This is a genomic window from Streptomyces sp. Ru72 (genome assembly GCF_002920635.1).
Taxonomy (GTDB): Bacteria; Actinomycetota; Actinomycetes; order Streptomycetales; family Streptomycetaceae; genus Streptomyces.
This window is the reverse complement of record NZ_PQSR01000021.1, coordinates 82,385-100,138: the sequence shown is the minus strand read 5'-3', so window position 1 is coordinate 100,138 and position 17,754 is coordinate 82,385. Positions and strand designations below refer to the sequence as shown.

At 68.7% G+C, this 17,754-nt stretch carries 15 protein-coding genes and 4 pseudogenes; 8 read left to right on the top strand and 11 right to left on the bottom strand.

Going from position 1 to position 17,754, the window contains the following annotated elements; genetic code table 11:
• Positions 1-43 precede the first annotated feature (43 nt).
• Positions 44-1,093 (top strand): LacI family DNA-binding transcriptional regulator, encoded by a 1,050-nt coding sequence (locus tag C3488_RS13390; protein ID WP_103839620.1) that lies wholly within the window; start codon positions 44-46, stop codon positions 1,091-1,093.
• 30 nt (positions 1,094-1,123) lie between these two features.
• Here C3488_RS13390 and C3488_RS13385 read toward each other — a convergent pair.
• Positions 1,124-1,295: pseudogene (locus C3488_RS13385) on the bottom strand (IS5/IS1182 family transposase); the annotation flags it as partial.
• A 217-nt stretch (positions 1,296-1,512) separates the two neighbouring features.
• Between C3488_RS13385 and C3488_RS13380 the strand changes: the two are divergent.
• On the top strand, positions 1,513-2,013 hold the full coding sequence (locus C3488_RS13380) for an SgcJ/EcaC family oxidoreductase (protein WP_103839610.1): 501 nt from the start codon (positions 1,513-1,515) through the stop codon (positions 2,011-2,013).
• On the opposite strand, the gene C3488_RS13375 is transcribed toward C3488_RS13380, so the two are convergent.
• From C3488_RS13375 to C3488_RS42565, 3 genes and pseudogenes are all read right to left on the bottom strand, one after another.
• Positions 1,979-3,277, bottom strand: coding sequence for a HAMP domain-containing sensor histidine kinase (locus tag C3488_RS13375; protein ID WP_103839609.1), 1,299 nt, complete (start codon positions 3,275-3,277; stop codon positions 1,979-1,981). The two genes, C3488_RS13380 and C3488_RS13375, sit on opposite strands and share 35 nt — an antisense overlap.
• On the bottom strand, positions 3,274-3,960 hold the full coding sequence (locus C3488_RS13370; RefSeq protein ID WP_103839608.1) for a response regulator transcription factor: 687 nt from the start codon (positions 3,958-3,960) through the stop codon (positions 3,274-3,276). Before C3488_RS13370 ends, C3488_RS13375 begins: the two co-directional genes overlap by 4 nt.
• Positions 3,961-4,116: 156 nt before the next feature.
• Positions 4,117-4,305, bottom strand: a pseudogene (locus tag C3488_RS42565) (transposase); the annotation flags it as partial.
• Between C3488_RS42565 and C3488_RS42560 the strand changes: the two are divergent.
• Positions 4,292-4,520, top strand: a pseudogene (locus tag C3488_RS42560) (ATP-binding protein); the annotation flags it as partial. The pseudogenes C3488_RS42565 and C3488_RS42560 overlap by 14 nt on opposite strands.
• Here the strand turns inward: C3488_RS42560 and C3488_RS13360 are convergent.
• Positions 4,498-4,914: a pyridoxamine 5'-phosphate oxidase family protein gene (locus tag C3488_RS13360; protein ID WP_103839606.1), complete on the bottom strand. Its 417-nt coding sequence runs from the start codon at positions 4,912-4,914 to the stop codon at positions 4,498-4,500. The pseudogene C3488_RS42560 and the gene C3488_RS13360 sit on opposite strands and share 23 nt — an antisense overlap.
• 341 nt (positions 4,915-5,255) lie before the next feature.
• Entirely contained in the window at positions 5,256-6,293 is a 1,038-nt protein-coding gene (locus C3488_RS13355; RefSeq protein WP_374955415.1) for a LacI family DNA-binding transcriptional regulator, read from the bottom strand.
• Between the two features lie 931 nt (positions 6,294-7,224).
• Between C3488_RS13355 and C3488_RS13350 the strand changes: the two genes are divergently transcribed.
• Positions 7,225-7,938 carry a hypothetical protein gene (locus tag C3488_RS13350; protein ID WP_181139001.1) on the top strand — a complete coding sequence of 238 codons (714 nt, stop codon included), beginning with the start codon at positions 7,225-7,227 and terminating at the stop codon, positions 7,936-7,938.
• A 392-nt stretch (positions 7,939-8,330) separates the two neighbouring features.
• Positions 8,331-8,497 (top strand): annotated as a pseudogene (locus C3488_RS13345) (transposase family protein); the annotation flags it as partial.
• Positions 8,498-8,520: 23 nt separating this feature from the next.
• On the opposite strand, the gene C3488_RS13340 reads toward C3488_RS13345, so the two are convergent.
• The gene (locus tag C3488_RS13340; RefSeq protein ID WP_374955414.1) at positions 8,521-10,836 is read right to left on the bottom strand and encodes a family 43 glycosylhydrolase; all 2,316 of its coding nucleotides are present in this window, start codon (positions 10,834-10,836) and stop codon (positions 8,521-8,523) included.
• A 357-nt stretch (positions 10,837-11,193) separates the two neighbouring features.
• Between C3488_RS13340 and C3488_RS13335 the strand changes: the two genes are divergently transcribed.
• The gene (locus C3488_RS13335) at positions 11,194-12,624 is read left to right on the top strand and encodes a glycoside hydrolase family 43 protein (RefSeq protein WP_103839603.1); all 1,431 of its coding nucleotides are present in this window, start codon (positions 11,194-11,196) and stop codon (positions 12,622-12,624) included.
• Positions 12,625-12,687: 63 nt separating this feature from the next.
• Here C3488_RS13335 and C3488_RS13330 read toward each other — a convergent pair whose 3' ends face one another.
• Positions 12,688-13,197 (bottom strand): glycoside hydrolase family 97 C-terminal domain-containing protein, encoded by a 510-nt coding sequence (locus tag C3488_RS13330; RefSeq protein WP_258053400.1) that lies wholly within the window; start codon positions 13,195-13,197, stop codon positions 12,688-12,690.
• Positions 13,198-13,217: 20 nt separating this feature from the next.
• On the bottom strand, positions 13,218-14,234 hold the full coding sequence (locus C3488_RS13325; protein WP_258053399.1) for an aldo/keto reductase: 1,017 nt from the start codon (positions 14,232-14,234) through the stop codon (positions 13,218-13,220).
• 119 nt (positions 14,235-14,353) lie between these two features.
• On the opposite strand from C3488_RS13325, the gene C3488_RS13320 reads away from it, so the two are divergent.
• Entirely contained in the window at positions 14,354-15,259 is a 906-nt protein-coding gene (locus tag C3488_RS13320) for an AraC family transcriptional regulator (protein ID WP_103839601.1), read from the top strand.
• Between the two features lie 424 nt (positions 15,260-15,683).
• On the opposite strand, the gene C3488_RS13315 is transcribed toward C3488_RS13320, so the two are convergent.
• On the bottom strand, positions 15,684-15,923 hold the full coding sequence (locus C3488_RS13315; protein WP_103839600.1) for a hypothetical protein: 240 nt from the start codon (positions 15,921-15,923) through the stop codon (positions 15,684-15,686).
• On the bottom strand, positions 15,920-16,150 hold the full coding sequence (locus C3488_RS13310) for a hypothetical protein (protein WP_103839599.1): 231 nt from the start codon (positions 16,148-16,150) through the stop codon (positions 15,920-15,922). Before C3488_RS13310 ends, C3488_RS13315 begins: the two co-directional genes overlap by 4 nt.
• A gap of 315 nt (positions 16,151-16,465) precedes the next feature.
• Here C3488_RS13310 and C3488_RS13305 point away from each other — a divergent pair, with 315 nt between their 5' ends.
• The gene (locus tag C3488_RS13305; protein WP_258053398.1) at positions 16,466-17,233 is read left to right on the top strand and encodes a tetratricopeptide repeat protein; all 768 of its coding nucleotides are present in this window, start codon (positions 16,466-16,468) and stop codon (positions 17,231-17,233) included.
• Positions 17,234-17,754: the final 521 nt, after the last annotated feature.

Sequence of the window (17,754 nt, the reverse complement as noted above, 5' to 3'; positions counted from 1 at the left end):
CCTGTCCAACGCCCGATGAACTGCCCTCCCAGTGGAGACGGTGTTGACTGAGCGACCGAACGGACAACGCCCGACACTCGAGGACGTAGCGCGCAGGGCAGGGGTTTCGAAGTCCACCGTGTCGCGTGTGATCAACGGTGAGCCAAGGGTGCGAGCCGCGGTCGCCGAACGCGTCCGAACAGTGGTCGCCGAACTCGGCTACGTACCCAACCAAGCCGCCCGCAGCCTGGTCACCCGCCGCAACAACGCTGTCGCCGTTGTGGTCACCGAACCTCAGAACCGGCTCTTCGTGGACCCCTATTTCGACTGCCATCTCCGTGGCATCCGGCAGGAACTCGTCCAGCAAGGAGCGCAGCCGGTGCTGCTGTTCATCGAGGAGCCGGACGACTATCCGCGCGTGGGCAACTTCCTGGGCGGCGGCCACGTGGATGGCGCGCTGCTGTTCTCGCTGCGAGCCGACGACCCATTGCCGGGCATGGTCGAGCAGATGGGCCTTCCCGCCGTCTTCGGCGGCCGCCCGGTCATCGGCTCGGGACACCGCAGCCACGGCTACACCTACGTCGACGCCGACAACCGCGGCGGAGCCAGGGAAGCCGTCCGATACCTCACGTCACGGGGCCGCCGACACATCGGATCCATCACCGGGCCTCTCAACCAGGCTTCCGCGATCGACCGTCTGGAGGGCTACCGCGATGTGCTCCCGGACGCCCCGCCCCGGCTGATCGCAGAGGGCGACTTCACGCTGCAGGGCGGAGCCGACGCCATGACCCTGCTTCTCGATCGGTGCCCGGATCTGGACGCGGTCTTCGTCGCCTCGGACCTCATGGCATCCGGTGCCCTGCGGGTGCTGCGGGAACGGGGCCGCAGTGTGCCGGCGGATGTGGCCGTCGTCGGCTTCGACGACCTGGCGCCCATCGCCGAAGCGACGTCGCCGCCCCTGACCACCGTGCACCAGGACATCGAGGGCATGGGACGCCTGATGGCACGGGTGCTGTTCAACCGCGCGCCGGAGAAGTCCCCGTCGGGAGACAGCGGCCACTCGCTGTCCTCCATGGTCACCCCGACTCGCCTTGTCGTACGGGCATCCGCCTGATTGGTGAACGGTCCCCCACTGGGCCGGACTTGAGCGCTCGACCACCCAGCGGTGCCGCCCAAGCCGCTGGGACGAGTCGATGCCCATGCGGGCAATCCGGTGGCGGACGCCTCGTTTTGCGGAGCCATCTCCGCAGGTGGTCGTAGTCATAACCCTTGTCCGCGTGGAGCTTGGCGGGCCGTCGGACCCGAGGCCCACGGCGGGAGCGGCTGGGAGGGATCACGGACGACGATGAGGCCGTGGCCGTAGTGGTGGTGGCGCCGCCACTACGGCGCGATCCGGGTGCGCGAATTGTACGAGTGCTGGGCGCATCCTTTATGCCCGCTGCACGGGCCCTGACCGGTGGTTCGCGAGTCTGGAGTCACTCCCGAAGAGAGGGAGAAACCCACAAACCCCAGCTCGAGCGCACTGGAGAAGCGATGACCCGTAAGACCCGCATACGCGTCGGCCTCGCCACCGCCACCGCCGTCGTCACCACCCTCACCGTGGCCGGCGTCAGCGCGGCCGGCCCCCGCCACCCGGACGCAAGGCCCACCAAGGCGGAGATCACCGCCCTCTTCGAGGGCTGGAACGCCGCGTTGAAGACCGGCGACCCGAAGAAGGTGGCCGACCGCTACGCGAACGACGCCGTCCTGCTGCCCACCGTCTCCAACAAGATCCGCACCAGCCACGCCGAGATCGAGGACTACTTCCAGCACTTCCTGCGCAAGAAGCCGGTCGGCAAGAAGATCAGAACCATCGTCAAGGTCCTCGATGGGAACTCCGCCATCGACACCGGCGTCTACCAGTTCACGGTCGTCGACCCGAAGACGGGCACGAAGAGGACCGTCGAGGCCCGCTACACCTACGAGTACGAGAAGCAGCCCAACGGCAATTGGCTGATCGTCAACCACCACTCCTCGGCGATGCCCGAAGGCTGATCACCACGCACAGCCCGCCTCCGGGCGCGTCCCGCAGGACCACCGTGCCGCCGTCGTCCGTCACCAACTGCTTGACGACGGAGAGGCCGAGGCCCGAGCCGGAGCGCCCGGTGAGGCCCTGACCGCGCCAGAAACGGTCGAACGCCCGGGACTTCTCCGCATCCGTCATGCCCGGTCCCTCGTCCAGCACCGACAGCACCACCTCGTCGCCCCCGGACTCCACCCGGAAGGTGATCGTGCCGCCGTCCGGTGAGACCTCCAGGGCGTTGGAGAGCACGTTGTCCAGCACCTGGTCCAGATTGCCCGGGCCGGCCAGCACCAGCAGCCGGTCGTCGACACTTCCCCCGAGCGCGATGGTGACTCCGCGTTCGTCGGCGGCCGGCCTCCACACAGCGAGGCGTTCGGCGATGATCTCCTTCAGCGCCAGCGGCTCCGCCGCCGCGACCTTCGCCTCCGCCCGCGCCAGCACCAGCAGACCGTTCACCAGCCGGCTCATCCGCACCACCTCGGCCGTCGCCTGCTCCACGTCCTCCTTCACGAACTCGTCGTCCACGCCGTCCGCGATGTTGTCCAGCGACAGTCTCAGCGCGGTGAGCGGGGTCCTGAGCTGGTGGGAGGCGTCCGCCACGAAGATGCGCTGGGAGGCGATCAACGTGTCAAGCCGCTCCCCGGCCTGGTTCAGCGTGCGGGCCAAGGTCTGGGTCTCCTGGGGGCCGGTCACAGGGGACCTGGCCGTCAGGTCGCCGTCACTGAACCTGCTCGCCATGTCGTTGAGCTGGCGCAGCGGCCGGGTCAGACGGCGGGCCACCACGGCGCCGATCAGCGCCGCCACCCCGAGGACGGCGACCGCGAGGGCCGCCCTGAAACCCCAGATCTGCCAGAGCCGACGGGTGAGGTCGCGGGTCGGGTACGTGATCCGGACGGCGCCCACCAGGTGCCCGTCGGCCGCCTTCGCCGGGACCGTCACCTGCAACGCGCCGCTGCCCCAGTGGTCGGTGGTACCGGTGGGCGCCGCCGAGGAGGGCAGCACGTCGACCCGGCCGGGTGTCTGGCGCGCATAGGCCGCCGCGATGCGGTCCAGGGCCACCCGAGCGTCGTCGCCCCCGTCAGCCAGGAGCAGCGCCATGGTCTTCGCCTCGCGCCGTACGGACTCCTCGGTGTCCCCGCGCAGCTGCGCGGTCAGTGTGAAGGCCACCGGCACGGTGAACGCGGCGAGAGCGACGGCCACCAGCAGGACGTAACTGACGATCAGCTGGCGGATCATGGCGCGGTGTCGCCCTCAGGGATCACCAGACGGAACCCGACGCCCCTCACCGCCTCGATCACGATCGCACCCGCCAGCTTGCGTCTGAGCGCCGCCACATGCACGTCGAGCGTCTTGGTCGGGCCGAACCAGTTGGCGTCCCAGACCGCTTCCATGATCTGCTCACGCGACATCAGGGCTCCCGGCTCCTCGGTGAGGAAGGCCAGCAGGTCGTACTCCTTGGGAGCGAGTGCCACCTCCTCGCCGTCCAGGTGGACGCGGGCAGCCCTGCGGTCGACGGTCAGCCGGAGGCCGTACCGCTCCGGACCGGTCTCCGCCGCGGAGGTACGCGGCTGCAGACGGCGCATCACCGCGCGTATGCGCGCTATGACCTCCCGGACGCCGAAGGGCTTGGAGACGTAGTCGTCGGCGCCCAGTTCCAGCCCCACCACGCGGTCCGTCTCCTCGCTGCGGGCGCTGATCACGATGATCGGCACGTCGCCGCGGGCACGAAGCGCCTTGCAGACGTCGAGGCCGTCGGTGTCCGGCAGCCCGAGATCAAGGAGTACGACGTCGTAGGGGCCCGAGTGGGCCAGCGCCGCCGCGCCCGTGGTGACCCACTCCACGTCATAGCCGTACCGTTTGAGCCCGCGCCGGAGCGACTCGGCGACCGGCTCGTCGTCTTCCACCAGGAGTACACGCACGGTCGCACCCTAATGCTTGAATCTTGATTAACAGGTGCCCGGTTGTACCAGGACCGTCAGGGTCACGGATGCGGCACCGGGCACGCCAGGGTCAGCCGCGACAACCGGGACAGCGACGGCTCCTTCACTGCACCGCGGACAGGTAATGGAGGTCGGCATCATGGGGACCATGCCGGCCGCGTGGCTACGGTTGCCGCCGGTCAGCGACACCGCGAGCGAGATGCCCTGGCCATCGGTGAGGACGTGGTGCTTGCTGCCCGGCCGTGCGCGGTCGACCGGGGCTGGGCCCGCTTTTGGGCCCCGCCGGGCCGCCCGCAGGTGAAAGGAGTCGATCACCGCCCGCGATCAGTCGAACTGCGTCGCGATCGCTTTCCAACGAGGCGTTCACTGGCCGGAGCCGGACTTCCACCGATCCACGGCTCTGCGCGGCGAGCGTGGACCGCCTCACGTTCAACGCCACCTTTATCGAGACCGGAACCGAGTCCTACCGCCTCGCCCGCACGAAGGCGCAGAAGAACGACGCCGCGAAGGACACCGTCACGACGCCACGGAGTAGCTGAGATCCGTCGCGGTGAGCGAGGCAGGCACCAAACGCAGCCACATCGTGCCTCGTTCGCCGGGATCATCGTGCAGGTAGTGCACGAAACGCTCGTCCCACAAAGCCTCGTCCGCACCCAAATAGCGGGCGAGCTTGCGCCGCCCCCTCGGCACGTCAAAGGGCACAAGCTCGGCCTGGCCCCGAGCGATCACCTGTCGGACACACCCCGTCGCGAGATCGCACTCGTCCACCACGAGGGCGACGTTCGGGTCGTCCTTCACGCGGTCGAACAACCGGGCCCAAGGGCCTGTCAAGGTCCAGAAGGCTCCCTCTTCCCAGAGGAACCAGACAGGACGCACCGCCGGCCCGCTCGTCGCGATACGAGCGGTGAGCGGCTGCTGCAGGAAGGCGTCCACATCAAAACGAGAAGATTCCACATCACCGATCTTCCTTTGCTGCCGATCACTTCACCACCGAGCTGCGACCTACGACCAAAGCCTCAGGCGCCCCGAGCCCCCGAAGGAAAAGGGCAAGCCCCCTCACGTGGTCCCGGCGCGAACCAATACCCGGGGTCACTTGAAGACGTCCAGGAGACACAAAGAATCTTCATCAACTGGGGCCGCTGAAAGACGTCACACCGGGGCCGCTGGACAACGTCACAGCCACCGCAAGTGGCTTCAGCGGCTCGTGGAAGCCGTGACGAGAGGAACAAAGGGTCCCGTCCAAGTCCAGCGTCACGCCACGGCCCGAAGGTGGGTCACGTCGTGCCGCGGACGGTCAAGCTCGGTGTCAGGACGATAGGGGGTGGCAGTTCGCCTGCGAGGAGTCGTTCGACTTGGTGGATGGCCAGCTCGCCCAGCCGTCGCTTGTCGAGGTGGAGGGTGGTCAGTGGCGGGTCGACCAGATCGACGACGCTCAGCCCGTCGTAGCCGACCAATGCGCAGTCGTCCGGTACGTGGACGCCGAGCCGGCGGGCGGCCCGGAGCGCGCCGATCGCAACCAGGTCGTTGAAGGCGACCACGGCAGTGAGATCCGGGCGCGCGGCGTACAGCGCCTCGAACGCGGCGGCGCCCCCGGCCGGGGACTGCTCACCCATGACAATCCAGCCCTCGTCGACGGGCAGCGCATGTTCGCGGGCGACTTCGAGGAAGGTGCGGCGCCGGACCATCGGGGCGCTCAAGCACTCGCAGTCGATCATGCCGATCCGGCGGTGACCCCGGTCGACGAGGTGTTGCAGCCCGGCCCGGATCCCGGCCGCGGTGTCGATGTGGACCAACGCGTGGTTCGACGAATCCAGCCCGCGATCGACCACGACCAGCGGCACGGTGCCCACGTACGGCTCGAGCTGCGCATCGGCATGGCTGATGTAGCCGACCAGAGCGTCAACCTGCTGGCCGAGTGAGCGGACCAGGGCCAGCTCCCGGGACCGGTCGTTCTCGGTGCTGGCCACGAGCACCTGCCAGTCGCGTTCGTCCGCGGCCGCGATCACTCCTGCCACGAACTCCGGGAAGAAAGGGTTGACCACGTCGGGGACGATGAGCCCGACGGATATGACGTCCGGGCGGACCAGCCCCCGGCCGAACCGGCTGGGCCGGTACCGCAACTGCCTTGCGACTTCGAGCACGCGTTGCTGAGTCCCCGGGTCGATCTCCCCCTTGCCGTTGATCGCCCGGGAGACGGTCTGATGGGACACGCCTGCCGCCTGAGCGACGTCGCGGAGCGTGACGCGCTTGGCAGTTCTCACACCCCGCGCCCGCTGGTCTTCCGTTTCCCGCTGTCCGGCCACGCTGCCCACTCACTTCTGTTCCTGTGCCGCCCTGTGTCCAAGTCAATCAGGTTCACCGGCCTGCCGCGCCATCGCCAGCCCGGCACCGACACGAGAGCAAGGCAGCGACAGGAACGCCACCGGCGGGTCGTGAGCCGTCCGGCGGCGGGCGTTGACGGAATCCGCTCCCTGAGCAAGAATCACGTTAGCGTTCACGTTAACGGTAACGGACTAGCCAAAGGAGATCGCAGTGGCTTCTCGATGGGGCCCTCTACCGCACGAACCCCACCCGACGTTCCGTGGCGTGCTCAGCAGCTGGCAGGCAAAGGCCGGCGTCTTTTCGGCGCTGCCGGACGCCCCTGTGGAGCCGGATGATCCGCGGCCCTGGTGGCACCGACTGAGAGTTCGGCTGCAGAAGCCGAGCAGCGGTGCATCTCCGCTCATTCGCTCCACGGCGCGTCCCCGCGGCTGTCCTGCTCCCAGTGGGGATGGCCGGAGCTGACGCCCGGGAACGGCGCACCAACGCCCGCCTCGCCCGCTCGAGCTGGGCGTTCTCCTTGCTCGGGGCCACCAGCTCGGCGCGCTCGTCGGTGGTCGGCCGGACGTCCTGCTCGCCGAGGTCGACAGCGAGCTTCTCGATCTGCGGGGGTGGGAGGCCCGGTACATCCGCACCGCACGATCACGCCCCGCTGTGTCGTGGCGAACGGTCCGCAAGGCGGTGGACTCGGCCTGGCGGAGCCACGGAAGAGGCTGCCGCCGCGGCCCACAGCGCTGGATCCCTACAAGCCGGTGATCGACGGGATTCGCCTACGACATCCTCCACTCCATCGGCGGTCTGAAGGACTCTCCACCGACCCTGCGCGAGGCCCAGCCCGCGGCCAGCTCACCCCCGCCGAGCTGATCGACCGCCACCCGATCGCCAACGGCGCGGTCCGCACGTGCTCGTCCACTACATCGCCGAGTGATCCGCAGTCTGGACTACGGCTCCCTGGTCAATCACGCCCAGATGCTGGCCGACCTGTTCTGGGGCGACCTGCAACGCCACCATCCCGCGATCTCCTCGCTCAATCTGCCTGACGAGGTGGCCCAGGCATGGAAGCAACGCGTCCGGGTCCTGCCCGACGGGCGACCGCGCCGCACCGCCCACGCCGTGTTCCTGGCCGTCCGCACCTTCTACCTGGACCTCTCACAGTGGGCGATGGAAGACCCTGCCCGCTGGGCGACCTGGGCCGCACCCTGCCCGATCAGCGAGGCGGACATCCGCGGCTACATCAAGGAAACCCGGCACCGGCAGGCACGGATGCAGCAGCGCACCCGCACTCTGGTCCCCGTCCTGCCGCAGCTCGTCCACGCCACTGAGCGAGACCTGGCCCGCCGCCTTCGTCCTAGGCGACCGCTTTCCCCGCTCGCCGTCAAGCTGAGGTGCTGGCAGGGGAAGCGGACCCGAGGGCGCGGAGCTCGACCCAGTAGGACAGGCTTGGGCGCTCCGCAGGCACGGCAAGCACCCGCCGTGCACCGACCGATTGAAGTGCAGAGGAGCGTCTTCGCCTCTTGCGGCCAGGAAGCCTTCTTCGAAGGGCACGTCCACGCGCTGCAGTCGCTGGGCGGCGTCCCGCGGAGCAAGGTGCGCTATGACTGTGAAGATGATCGGGCGCCGCTCCGAGCGGTGGCCTGACTCGCGCTATGACTGGCCTCGTGCCTTGGAATTTGATCTGTCGGTCACTCATTCGGAGCGGCGCTTGCTGCCGCCGGGCCGGGGACGTGTCCCGATAGGGGCCTTCGCGACAGGCACCGTCACAGTCTCGACCGCCCCGGCCCGGCGACGGCCACCAGTACCCGAGGCGATCAGGAGACCGGCGACTCCCCCGCGCCAGGCTGCGCTCCAGACTGGCGGGGAACCCCGTCAGCTCGGGCTCTCTGTACGCCGACTCCCGGAACGTGCCGAGCACCACGGCGGCCGCCTCTACCGCGGCCAGCCCTCTGCCCTGCACGTCACCCGCCATCACGCGGATTACGCCGTCACCCGCCGACCAGCCCGGAAAACGCCGGCCCGAGGGAGATCAGCCGCTTTTGGCCACGTACGGGCGAACCAACCTCACATTGCGGCAGGTGGCGCCGCTATTCGGGATCTCCAAGTCCGCAGCCGACCGCATCGTCGACCACCTGGCACCGCTGCTGGCGATCTCGCCGCCCGTCGGCCGCGTAAGGACACCGCCTACATCGTCGACCGCACCCCGCTGTACGAGCCGCACGGCGGTCAGGCCCAGGGGCTCACCGGTGTGAAGTAACTGTCGGCGCGGAAGGTGGCGTTGTCCTGGTAGGTGTCAAGGCGCAGTTCGTAGTTGTAGTGGCGGATGTAGCGGCCGGGGTAGTTGTACGATTCCAGGCTGACCGAGCCGGTGGCCGAACCGGGCCGGGCGCAGTAGGTGGCGTCCTTGTTGAAGAGCGCCGTGCCGTTGCTCGCGTCGGCGCGGATCCGGAAGTCCTTGTGGCGCAGATAGCGACCGGAGGAGTCACGGAACGAGTAGCAGCTTCCGTCGGCCAGGCCGGGGACGACGGTGAAGGTGGCGCTCTGCTTGACCGCCGTGGTGCTGGAGGACGTCACCGGGTCGAGGTAGCCGAGGCTGTCCGAGCGCACGACGGCGTAACGACCGGGGAAGTTGACGGACCGGAGCGAGCGGGTGGTGTTCGTGGGCAGGGTGGTGCCGTCCGAGACGGGGTCGATGCTGCTCAGGGTGGGGACGACCTTCTTGATCAGGCCGTCGGTGTCGAACGTGAGCTTGTCGATGGTGGTTTCTCGGTGGGTGCCGTCACCGCCGGGGATGGCGAAGCGGTGGTAGGCGATGTACCAGTCGTCGGTGCCCGGCACCTGCACCACGGAGTGGTGGCCGGTGCCCTTGATACCGAGCGAAAGGTCCTTCTCCAGGATCACGCCCCGCTTGGTCCAGGGCCCGGTGGGCGAAGTGCCGGTGGCGTAGGCGACCCGGTAGTTCTCGTCGCGCGTGTCGTTCTCCGACCACATGAGGTAGTAGGTGCCCTTGCGCTTGATGACGAAGGAGCCCTCGTTGTAGCCGCTGGGAGTGATCTCGGTGACCTTCGAGGCGTCGAACGAGACCATGTCGTCGTTCAGCGGGACCACGTAGGCGTGACCGTTTCCGAAGTAGAGGTAGGACTGGCCGTCGTCGTCGGTGAAGACGTCCGGGTCGATCATCTGGCCGGCATAGGCGCCGCGGGCGATCAGCGGCTTTCCCAGGGGGTCCTTGAAGGGACCGGTGGGCGAGTCGGAGACCGCGACACCGATGCTGGTGTCGGCGGAGTAGTAGAGGTAGTACTTCCCGTTCTTCGCGGTCGCCGTCGGGGCCCAGGCCCGGCTGTCGGCCCAGCCGATGTCGGGACCGAGGTCGAGGATGACGCCGTGGTCAGTCCAGTGGACCAGGTCCTTGGACGAGTACGCCTTGAACTGCGTACCGCTCCAGCCCGCGAAGCCGTCCGTGGTCGGGTAGATGTAGTACGTGTCGCCGAAGCGGACGATGTTCGGGTCGGCGGTGAGCCCCGGCAGGACCGGGCTCCTCATGATCTGCGCGGAGACCGTCCAGGTGCGCTTCGTCCCGTCGGAGCCGGTCACCTGGTACGTCACGGGGTTGGTGAAGTCGCGCGGGGTGCCGGAGGCCGGGCTGATCGACGAGCCCTGGGCGAGGGTGAACTGCGGGGCGAGCGCGGTGAGGTCGATGCCCTCCTTCATCGGCAGGGTGATCCTGCTGTCGGCGTCGTCGATGAGGGCGGCGATCTTCAGTGAGGGGTCGGTGACCGTGGCGATGCCCGTGGTGTTCCCGCTGACCATGAGGACCTCGGCGGGCGTCAGCGCGCGGTTGTAGACGCGGAAGTCGCGCATCTTGCCCTTGAAGAGCTTGTCATTGGTGAAGAGGGACTTGCCGATGTAGTCGGCCGTGGTGGTACCGGACCCGATGGAACCGGGGGTGAGGGTGACCGACGTGTTGCGGGCCACCTCCACGCCGTCCCTGTAGAGGACTCCCGTGGTGCCGGTCTGGGTGTAGGTGACGTGCTTCCAGACCGAGCGCGGCAGCGCGGTGGAGGTCCGGGTGTTCTGCTCGGTGGACGGGGCCCCGGAGGTGATGGCGGTCCGGAAGGTGTCGCCGGTGGTGAAGAGGTACCCGTTGCCGGCGCCGTTGCTGGTGTTGCCGAAGCCATAGAGGAAGTAGGGCGTGGCCTGGGCGGCGTCGATCTGCACATCCATCGAGACGGTGATGGAGTTCATGCCGCTCATGATGTTGTCCGGCACCTTGATGTAGGTGTCGGAGCCGTTGAACGTCAGTCCCTCCCCTGTGCCCGACCAGCCCGCGGTGCCGTTGACGGTTCCGTTGCGGCCGTTGCCCGAGGAGTCCACTGCCACGGTGCCCGAGGTCGCGTCGAGTTTGTACCAGAGCGCCAGACCGTCGGTGACATCCGCTGCCTGGGCGGGAGCTGACAGACCGACCGTACCCGCCAGGAGCGCGGCGGCGACCACGACGGCGGCGGCGCCCCGCCGGAATCTTCGGCGGTTCTGAGGTCTCACGCTGTGCATGGGTTCACATCCCCGTGATGAAGACATGCCTGAGAGGGCGGCTCGCGGTCTTGGCCGAGGTGCTGACGTGCCGCCGAATGACATTGCGCTGCGTGAGTGTGAATTGGGATACGAGTCGGCGTCAATACCTTTCGGACGACATCCGATATACCGAACACCAATGACCTGCGCGGACGTTTTACCTGACGGTCGACCACCCCGACGTCTTGACACTCTTTTTGCCAGCCCTATAGCGTCTGGACGATTTTCCGAAGGGCTTTCTAAATATCGAACGATGGGTCATCGGTTCCCTTCTGCCACGGCTGAACCCCCTCGATTGAGGCACCTGCAGAAAGACAGGAAACGTAGATGCGCACGCTTCTCTCCCGGCTGGCGGCGATACTCGTCGCCGCCTGCCTGCTCTGCACAGGGCAAGTCCTGACCACACCGGAACGCGCGGCCGCCGCTGATCCGGGCTACCTGATGGTGCACTTCACCGGGGAGGGGGCGACCAATCAGCAGATGTACCTCTCGCACAGCACGGACGGCCTGCACTGGAACGACCTCAACGGCGGCGGCATGGTCCTGCGCTCCACGGTCGGTACACAAGGGGTGCGCGACCCCGCGTTCGTGAGATCCCCCGACGGCAGCAAGTACTGGATCATCGCCACCGACCTGTGCATCAGCTGCGGGCAGAACTGGGACACCGCCATCAACAACGGCAGCCGCAACCTGGTGGTGTGGGAGTCCACGGACCTCGTCACCTGGTCGAAGCCGTGGCTGCTCAACGTCGCCGGCGCGATCCCCGACGGCCGCAACGCCTGGGCGCCCGAGGCGATCTGGGACCCCGAGACCAACGGCTACATCCTGTACTGGGCGACGAACGTGCCCTTCAACGGCGCGACGAAGCACCGCATCTTCTACGCCCGCACCAGCGACTTCCGCACCATCACCTCCCCGCAGATCTACATCGACCGCCCCGGCACCCAGGAGATCATCGACACCCAGATCATCGAGGTGCCCTCCGGAGTGGGCAACTACCGCTACGTGCGGGCCTCCGGCGACGGGCAGATCACCCTCGAGGGCAGCAACTCCATCCTGGGGACCTGGACCCGGCTCGGTGACCTCTCCGGCATCGGCCTGACCGGCTCCCAGGTCGAGGGCCCGATGTGGATGAAGTTCAACGGCACCAACAAGTGGGGCCTCTACCTCGACCAGTACGCCACCAACGGCGGCTACATGCCGGTCGTGACGACCGACCCGTCCAACCCCGCCGCCTACCAGAAGCCGGCGTCCACCAGCTACAACATGGGCGGCACCAAGAAGCGCCACGGCTGGATCATGAACCTGACGGCCGCCGAGGAGAGCCGCGTGCTCGCCCGCTGGCCCAACACCCCGGCCAACCGGCTCCAGTCGTACAACTTCCAGGACCGGTACGTACGGCACACCAACTTCGACGTGCGCATCGACCAGAACGTCACCAGCGACGACGCCAAGTTCCGGCTGAGGACCGGCCTGGCGGGCTCCGGCACCGTCTCCTTCGAGTCGGTGAACTACCCCGGATACTTCCTGCGCCACACCAACTACGACTTCGAGCTGGCCTACAACGACGGCAGCAGTCAGTTCGCCGCGGACGCCACCTTCCGTCAGGTCCCCGGACTCGCCGACTCGACCTGGTCGTCGTTCCAGTCCTACAACTACCCCGACCGGTACATCCGCCACTACGCCTACTACCTGAAGCTCGACCCGATCACCACCGCCACGGCCCGCAGCGATGCGACCTTCCGCGTGACGAACTGAACTGGAACCGGGGTGCCGGCGCTCTCCCTGGGAGAGCGCCGGCACCCCTTCATCAGCTCGGCTTCAGCAGCACCGCCTGGCCGCCCGAGGGGGCCATGGCACGCTGAGCACGGTCGCCGAGGTGACGGTCCGGGTGCTCACCACGACCGGGGTCTGGTAGGCGTAGGTGCCGGGTGTGCCGTCGGCGTAGACCGTCGCCGTCCAGATGCCGCTGCCGAGGAAGGACAGCGGGAGCGACAGCGTCCGGGCCGACTCGTTGGTCATCGCGCCCAGGTACCAGGTGGCGCCCTTGCGGCGGGCGACCGCGACGTACTGGCCGATCGCCCCGTCGAGGGTCCGGCTCTCGTCCCAGGTGGCGGGGATGGCGTCGAACCACGGCAGGCCGGGCCGGTTGGCGGTGTTGGAGAACTTCGCTCGGGCCCTGAACCAACGTCCCTGACCGGTGGGTCGGGCTCCGCACTCTCTGTAGTCCGGCCGGTGGCGACTCTCCTGGCCTGAAGCAGTGCCGGCGGCCCTCTGACACCCGGGCGAGCCCGGAAGACGTGCGTCCGTCCGCCCACCTCTTGCTGTCACGTCATTGTGGCGGCCCGGTGTTACCAGGCGGGCATCATCGGCGCGGGGTAGCGGTCGCCGGCCGCGCCGTTCGGCAGGAGCGAGCCGATCAGATCCAGCCCTTCGGGGGTGAAGGTGAGGTGCGTGGCGGCGACGTTCTCGGCCACGCGCTGTGCACTGCGGGTGCCCGGGATCGGCACGATGTCCTTGCCTTGGGCCAGCAGCCAGCCGAGCGCCACCTGGGCCACTGTGCAGCCCTTCCACTCGGCGATCGCTCCCAGGTCACGGACCAGTGCCTGGTTGGTTTCGTAGTTGCCGGGCTGCCAGCGCGCGTCGTGGGCGCGCATGTCGTTCGGCGGGTAGTCGGCGGCAGGCGTTGCTGTCCCGGTCAGGAAGCCGCGGCCGAGCGGGGAGCAGGCGACGAAGCCGATGCCCAGCTCGCGGACTGTCGGCAGCACCTCGGCCTCGACGGAGCGTTCGAACAGCGAGTACTCGGTCTGCAGGACGGACACCGGGTGGACGGCGTGGGCGCGGCGGATGGTGTCCGGGCCGGCTTCGGACAGGCCGAAGAAGCGCACCTTGCCTTCGGCCACGAGCTCGCCGACGGTGCCGGCGACGTCCTCGATCGGCACGTTCGGGTCGACCCGGTGTTGGTAGAGGACATCGATGTGGTCAGTGCTCAGGTGCCGCAGGCTTGCCTCTACGACCGCGCGGATGCGCTCGGGTCGGCTGTCGAAGGCGCGGCCGAAGCGGCTCATGTCGGTGAGGTCGTAGCCGAACTTGGTGGCCAGGACCACCTCGTCGCGGAAGTCCTTGACCGCCCGCCCGAGCAGTTGCTCGCTCGTGCCGCTGCCCAGCCCGTACAGTTCGGCGGTGTCGAAGTGAGTGACGCCGAGCTCGAAAGCGCGGCGGATGGCGGCGATCCCGCCATCAGGGTCGGCCGGGCCGTATCCCATGGTCATGCCCATCGTGCCCAGGCCCAGCGCTGAAGAGGTCAAGCCCTGCGAACCGAGCGAGCGGACCGGCATGGCGTGCTCTGTATCGTGCTGTGCGTTCATGCCCCTGACGCTAGGGGTCCACGTATCCGCAGGTCATTGGGCAACAATCGCGTATGATTGCCTGATCGTCTCACCATGGGCAGCGTGTGGAACGCGGACTGAGCAGTCGAGGGAACCGTATGCTGGACCGTCTCGCGCAGGCGATCACCGACCACCGCGACGGCCCGTGGACCACCACCGCAGTGCCCCGGCTGTCGCTGGTCGCGACCGACGAGTTGCTGCCGCCCAGCCGTCTGCTCTATGAGCCGATGGTGAGCTTCATCGCCGCCGGCGCCAAGCACACCGTCGCCGGCTCGCAAAGCTGGAGCGTGCCCGGCGGCCAGGTGCTGCTGAATACTGTGCAACTGCCGGTCACCGCCATCTTTGAACAGGTGCCCTACCGCTCGGCGGTCCTGGCCCTGGACAATCAGATCCTTACCGAACTGCTGCTGGAACTCGGTCCCGCCGCGCCGCCCCCGGCTGCCGAGCCCGCCTGGCGGGTCACGGCCGACATGCCCGCTGAATTGATCGACGCCGTGACCCGCCTGGTGCGCCTGCTGGATGCCCCCGCTGACATTCCGGCCCTGGCGCCGCGCGTCGAAAGCGAGATCATCTACCGGCTGCTGACCGGCCCGCTCGGTCCGGCGCTGCGCCAGGCCGCGGCAGCCCCGAGCACTCGGATCCGCGGCGTCATCACCTGGCTCGGCGACCGCTTTGCCGAACCGGTGAGCATCGACCAGCTCGCCGCCGAGGCCGGTATGAGCCCGGCGACCCTGCACCGCCGTTTCAAGGCTGCCACCGGTATGAGCCCGCTGCGCTATCAGAAACATCTGCGGCTGCTATCGGCCAGGCGCCGACTGCTGGCCGGCGACGCCACCGCCGCCCAGGTCGCCCACACCGTGGGATACACCAGCGCGACCCAGTTCAGCCGCGAATACCGGGCCTTCTACGGACTGCCACCCGTCCAGGACATCACCCGCCTGCGCGCCGGTACCACATTCCGCGATCATGTGGCAGTGGGTCGCCTCGTCGGCGACAGTGACTGATCAGGGCTCTGGCCTGGTGCGCCTGGCGCCGTGGCGCACGGGCGATCGCGGCCGTGACCCAGACGGCGCGACTCAGGACGGTCGCGGCGAGCAGCCCACGGATTGCCGCAGTCGACGGCGGCAGGACAACTGACGTCAGGACCAGCGGCTCGTGACGGTGACCAGGCCGCGTCCGTCACCGCCGCCAAGCGGTACCAGGCGCCGAGCAAGGCGACGGCGATCGGTTAACGGTCCCCCTCGTCCCGGTGAGTCATGGAGCGCATTCATGCACCACAAGTGCTGCACCCGCTATGGTCGTCCAGACCGCTTCTGAGCTGTGTCAAGTCGAACCGCACGCTCGCGGTGCCCCGGAGAACTTCTGCCCGTCGGGCAAGATCACCCGAACTTCCGGCGGGGGCGGCTCAGCCGAAGGCACGAAGACCCACTAGCTCTCGGACCGGTGACCGCCGTCCGAGCTGGTCTCGACGACGCGCCCCCGCTCCCACGCCATCAGCACCCGCTCGCCCTCGGAGTCCTCGGTGAGCCGGATGACGACCTCCTCGTCGCTGCCGTACAGCCCGACCCAGTCGCGCCAGGTACGGCGGGCGGTCGCCCCATCGGCCCACTCCCCGGTGACCGCCTGGCCGTCGGCCTCGAACCGGAGGCGGACCAGGTGCGTCGTCACGGCATCCGTTCCAGGGCGCGGGCCTGACGGCGCAGCTCCACCCGTGCCGCCGGCATACGGCCCGGGCCGGACCAGTACGGGTGGAACAGCAGCCGGCCGGACAGGGCCTGCAGGCGGCGGCGCAGTGCCGTGGTGTGTACCGGGCGCGGCACGGCAAGCGCCGCGTACGTGCGCTGCCAGTCCACCTGGAGCTCGATCAGATCGCGGGCAGAGAGGGCATGTTCCATGCCCCAAATTAGGCCACTTGCTCGATTTTCTGGCCAAGCCGACGCGACGGAGCCGCCTCATGGCGGCCACTGAGTGCTTCAGTTGGCCAGCCTGCATCTCAGTTGGCCCCTCTGGCACTCAACGTATGGTTCAACGACTTGCCGCACGCCGGTGTGTTACGAGTTGGCACTGCCCGCCTGGCCTCCGCGGGCCCCGTTGGTCAGCTCTCCTCGAGCACGCGTGCGCAGCGTCCGTATGCTCCGGGCATGAGATTCTTCTGGCCGCGCGGCCGAAACGACGTCGGGCGGAGGACGAGATCGCCCTTGCCACCGGTCATGGCCCTGTACGAAGCCGGGCGCTATGCCGAGGCGGAGGCCGAAGCCCGCGCCGTGGCCGCGGCCCGGTCCCGGCCTCGCGACGACCCGCACGCGCCGTTGGCGCTGAGCATCGCCGCTCTCGCGGCGAGCGCCCAGGGCCGCCACGCCGAGGCCCTCGCCACATACGACGCAGTTCTGCCGGTCTTCGGCAGGGTCTTCGGCGCCGAACACCCGCTGACGCTGAAACTGCGCTCGGACCGCGCCCAGACGGCGCTGAGCGCGCTTGACCAGCACGCCGAATGTGAGGCGGAGTGTGCGGCCGTTGCCCGGGCCGCGATGCGCGGCACGGGGCCGGAGATGCCGCTCATAGCGGCGGCCGCCCACAACGGACTGATCTACGCCCTCAACGCGCAGGGCCGCCACCGGGAGGCTGAAACGCTCGCCCGCGAGGCGCTCACCGCCCCTGGCGTACCGGCGCGGTTCACCCTGGTCCTGCGGCTCGGCCTGGCCCGCAGCCTCAACGGACAGGACCGCTACGAGGAGGCTCTCGCCGAGGCTGAGCGCGCCGACGAGCAGCATCGCAGCCTGCCCGAGGGGCAGCGCCGGCCGGAGACCGGCGCGGTGGAGCTGGCCGTGGCCACCGCCTTCCTGGGGCTGGGGCGCGGTACCGAGGCCCGCACCCGGGCCGCGGCTGCGCACGACGCCTGCCTGGCCGCCTTCGGCCGGGACCACCGCCGCACCGCGGAGGCGCGAGCGCTGCTCGACCGCATCATCAACGGCACTTGACCGAACGTGCCGCGCCGGCACAGACGGAGCTGGGGACACGTTGTGCCTGAGCGTTCTATCTGGCCGCTGAGCGTGTACTTGGCCAGTTGAGCGCAGGGAGTCGTGTGGCCGGACTACCGAGGGCTTCTCAGCGGCTTTTCCGTGACCGGCCGGGCCGCCTGTCCGGGAATCGGCGGCTCGGGCACAGTCGGGAGCCGTGCCCACGACTGCTGATCCCGCCGTCCTGTACCCCGACGTCGCGGCCTGCGACAGCCTCGCCGCAGCGCTCCGGGCAGAGGGCCGGCTCGGTGCTGTCCCCGTAACGCCCTTGGATTCCGCCCCGCTGCTCCACGCGACCGTCGCAAGCACCCTGCCGCACCGCGAGCCGCTGCGATCAGCGCGTGGCGGCACGAGCGGCGGTGGTCGATCCGGGGCACGGAGCCCTTCCAGGGCATGCCCCTCATCGACGGCGTGACGGACGAACTGGCTCAGGCCGCCAGGGCCGCCCGGGCGTGGCACGACGGGGCGGCGCTGGACGACAT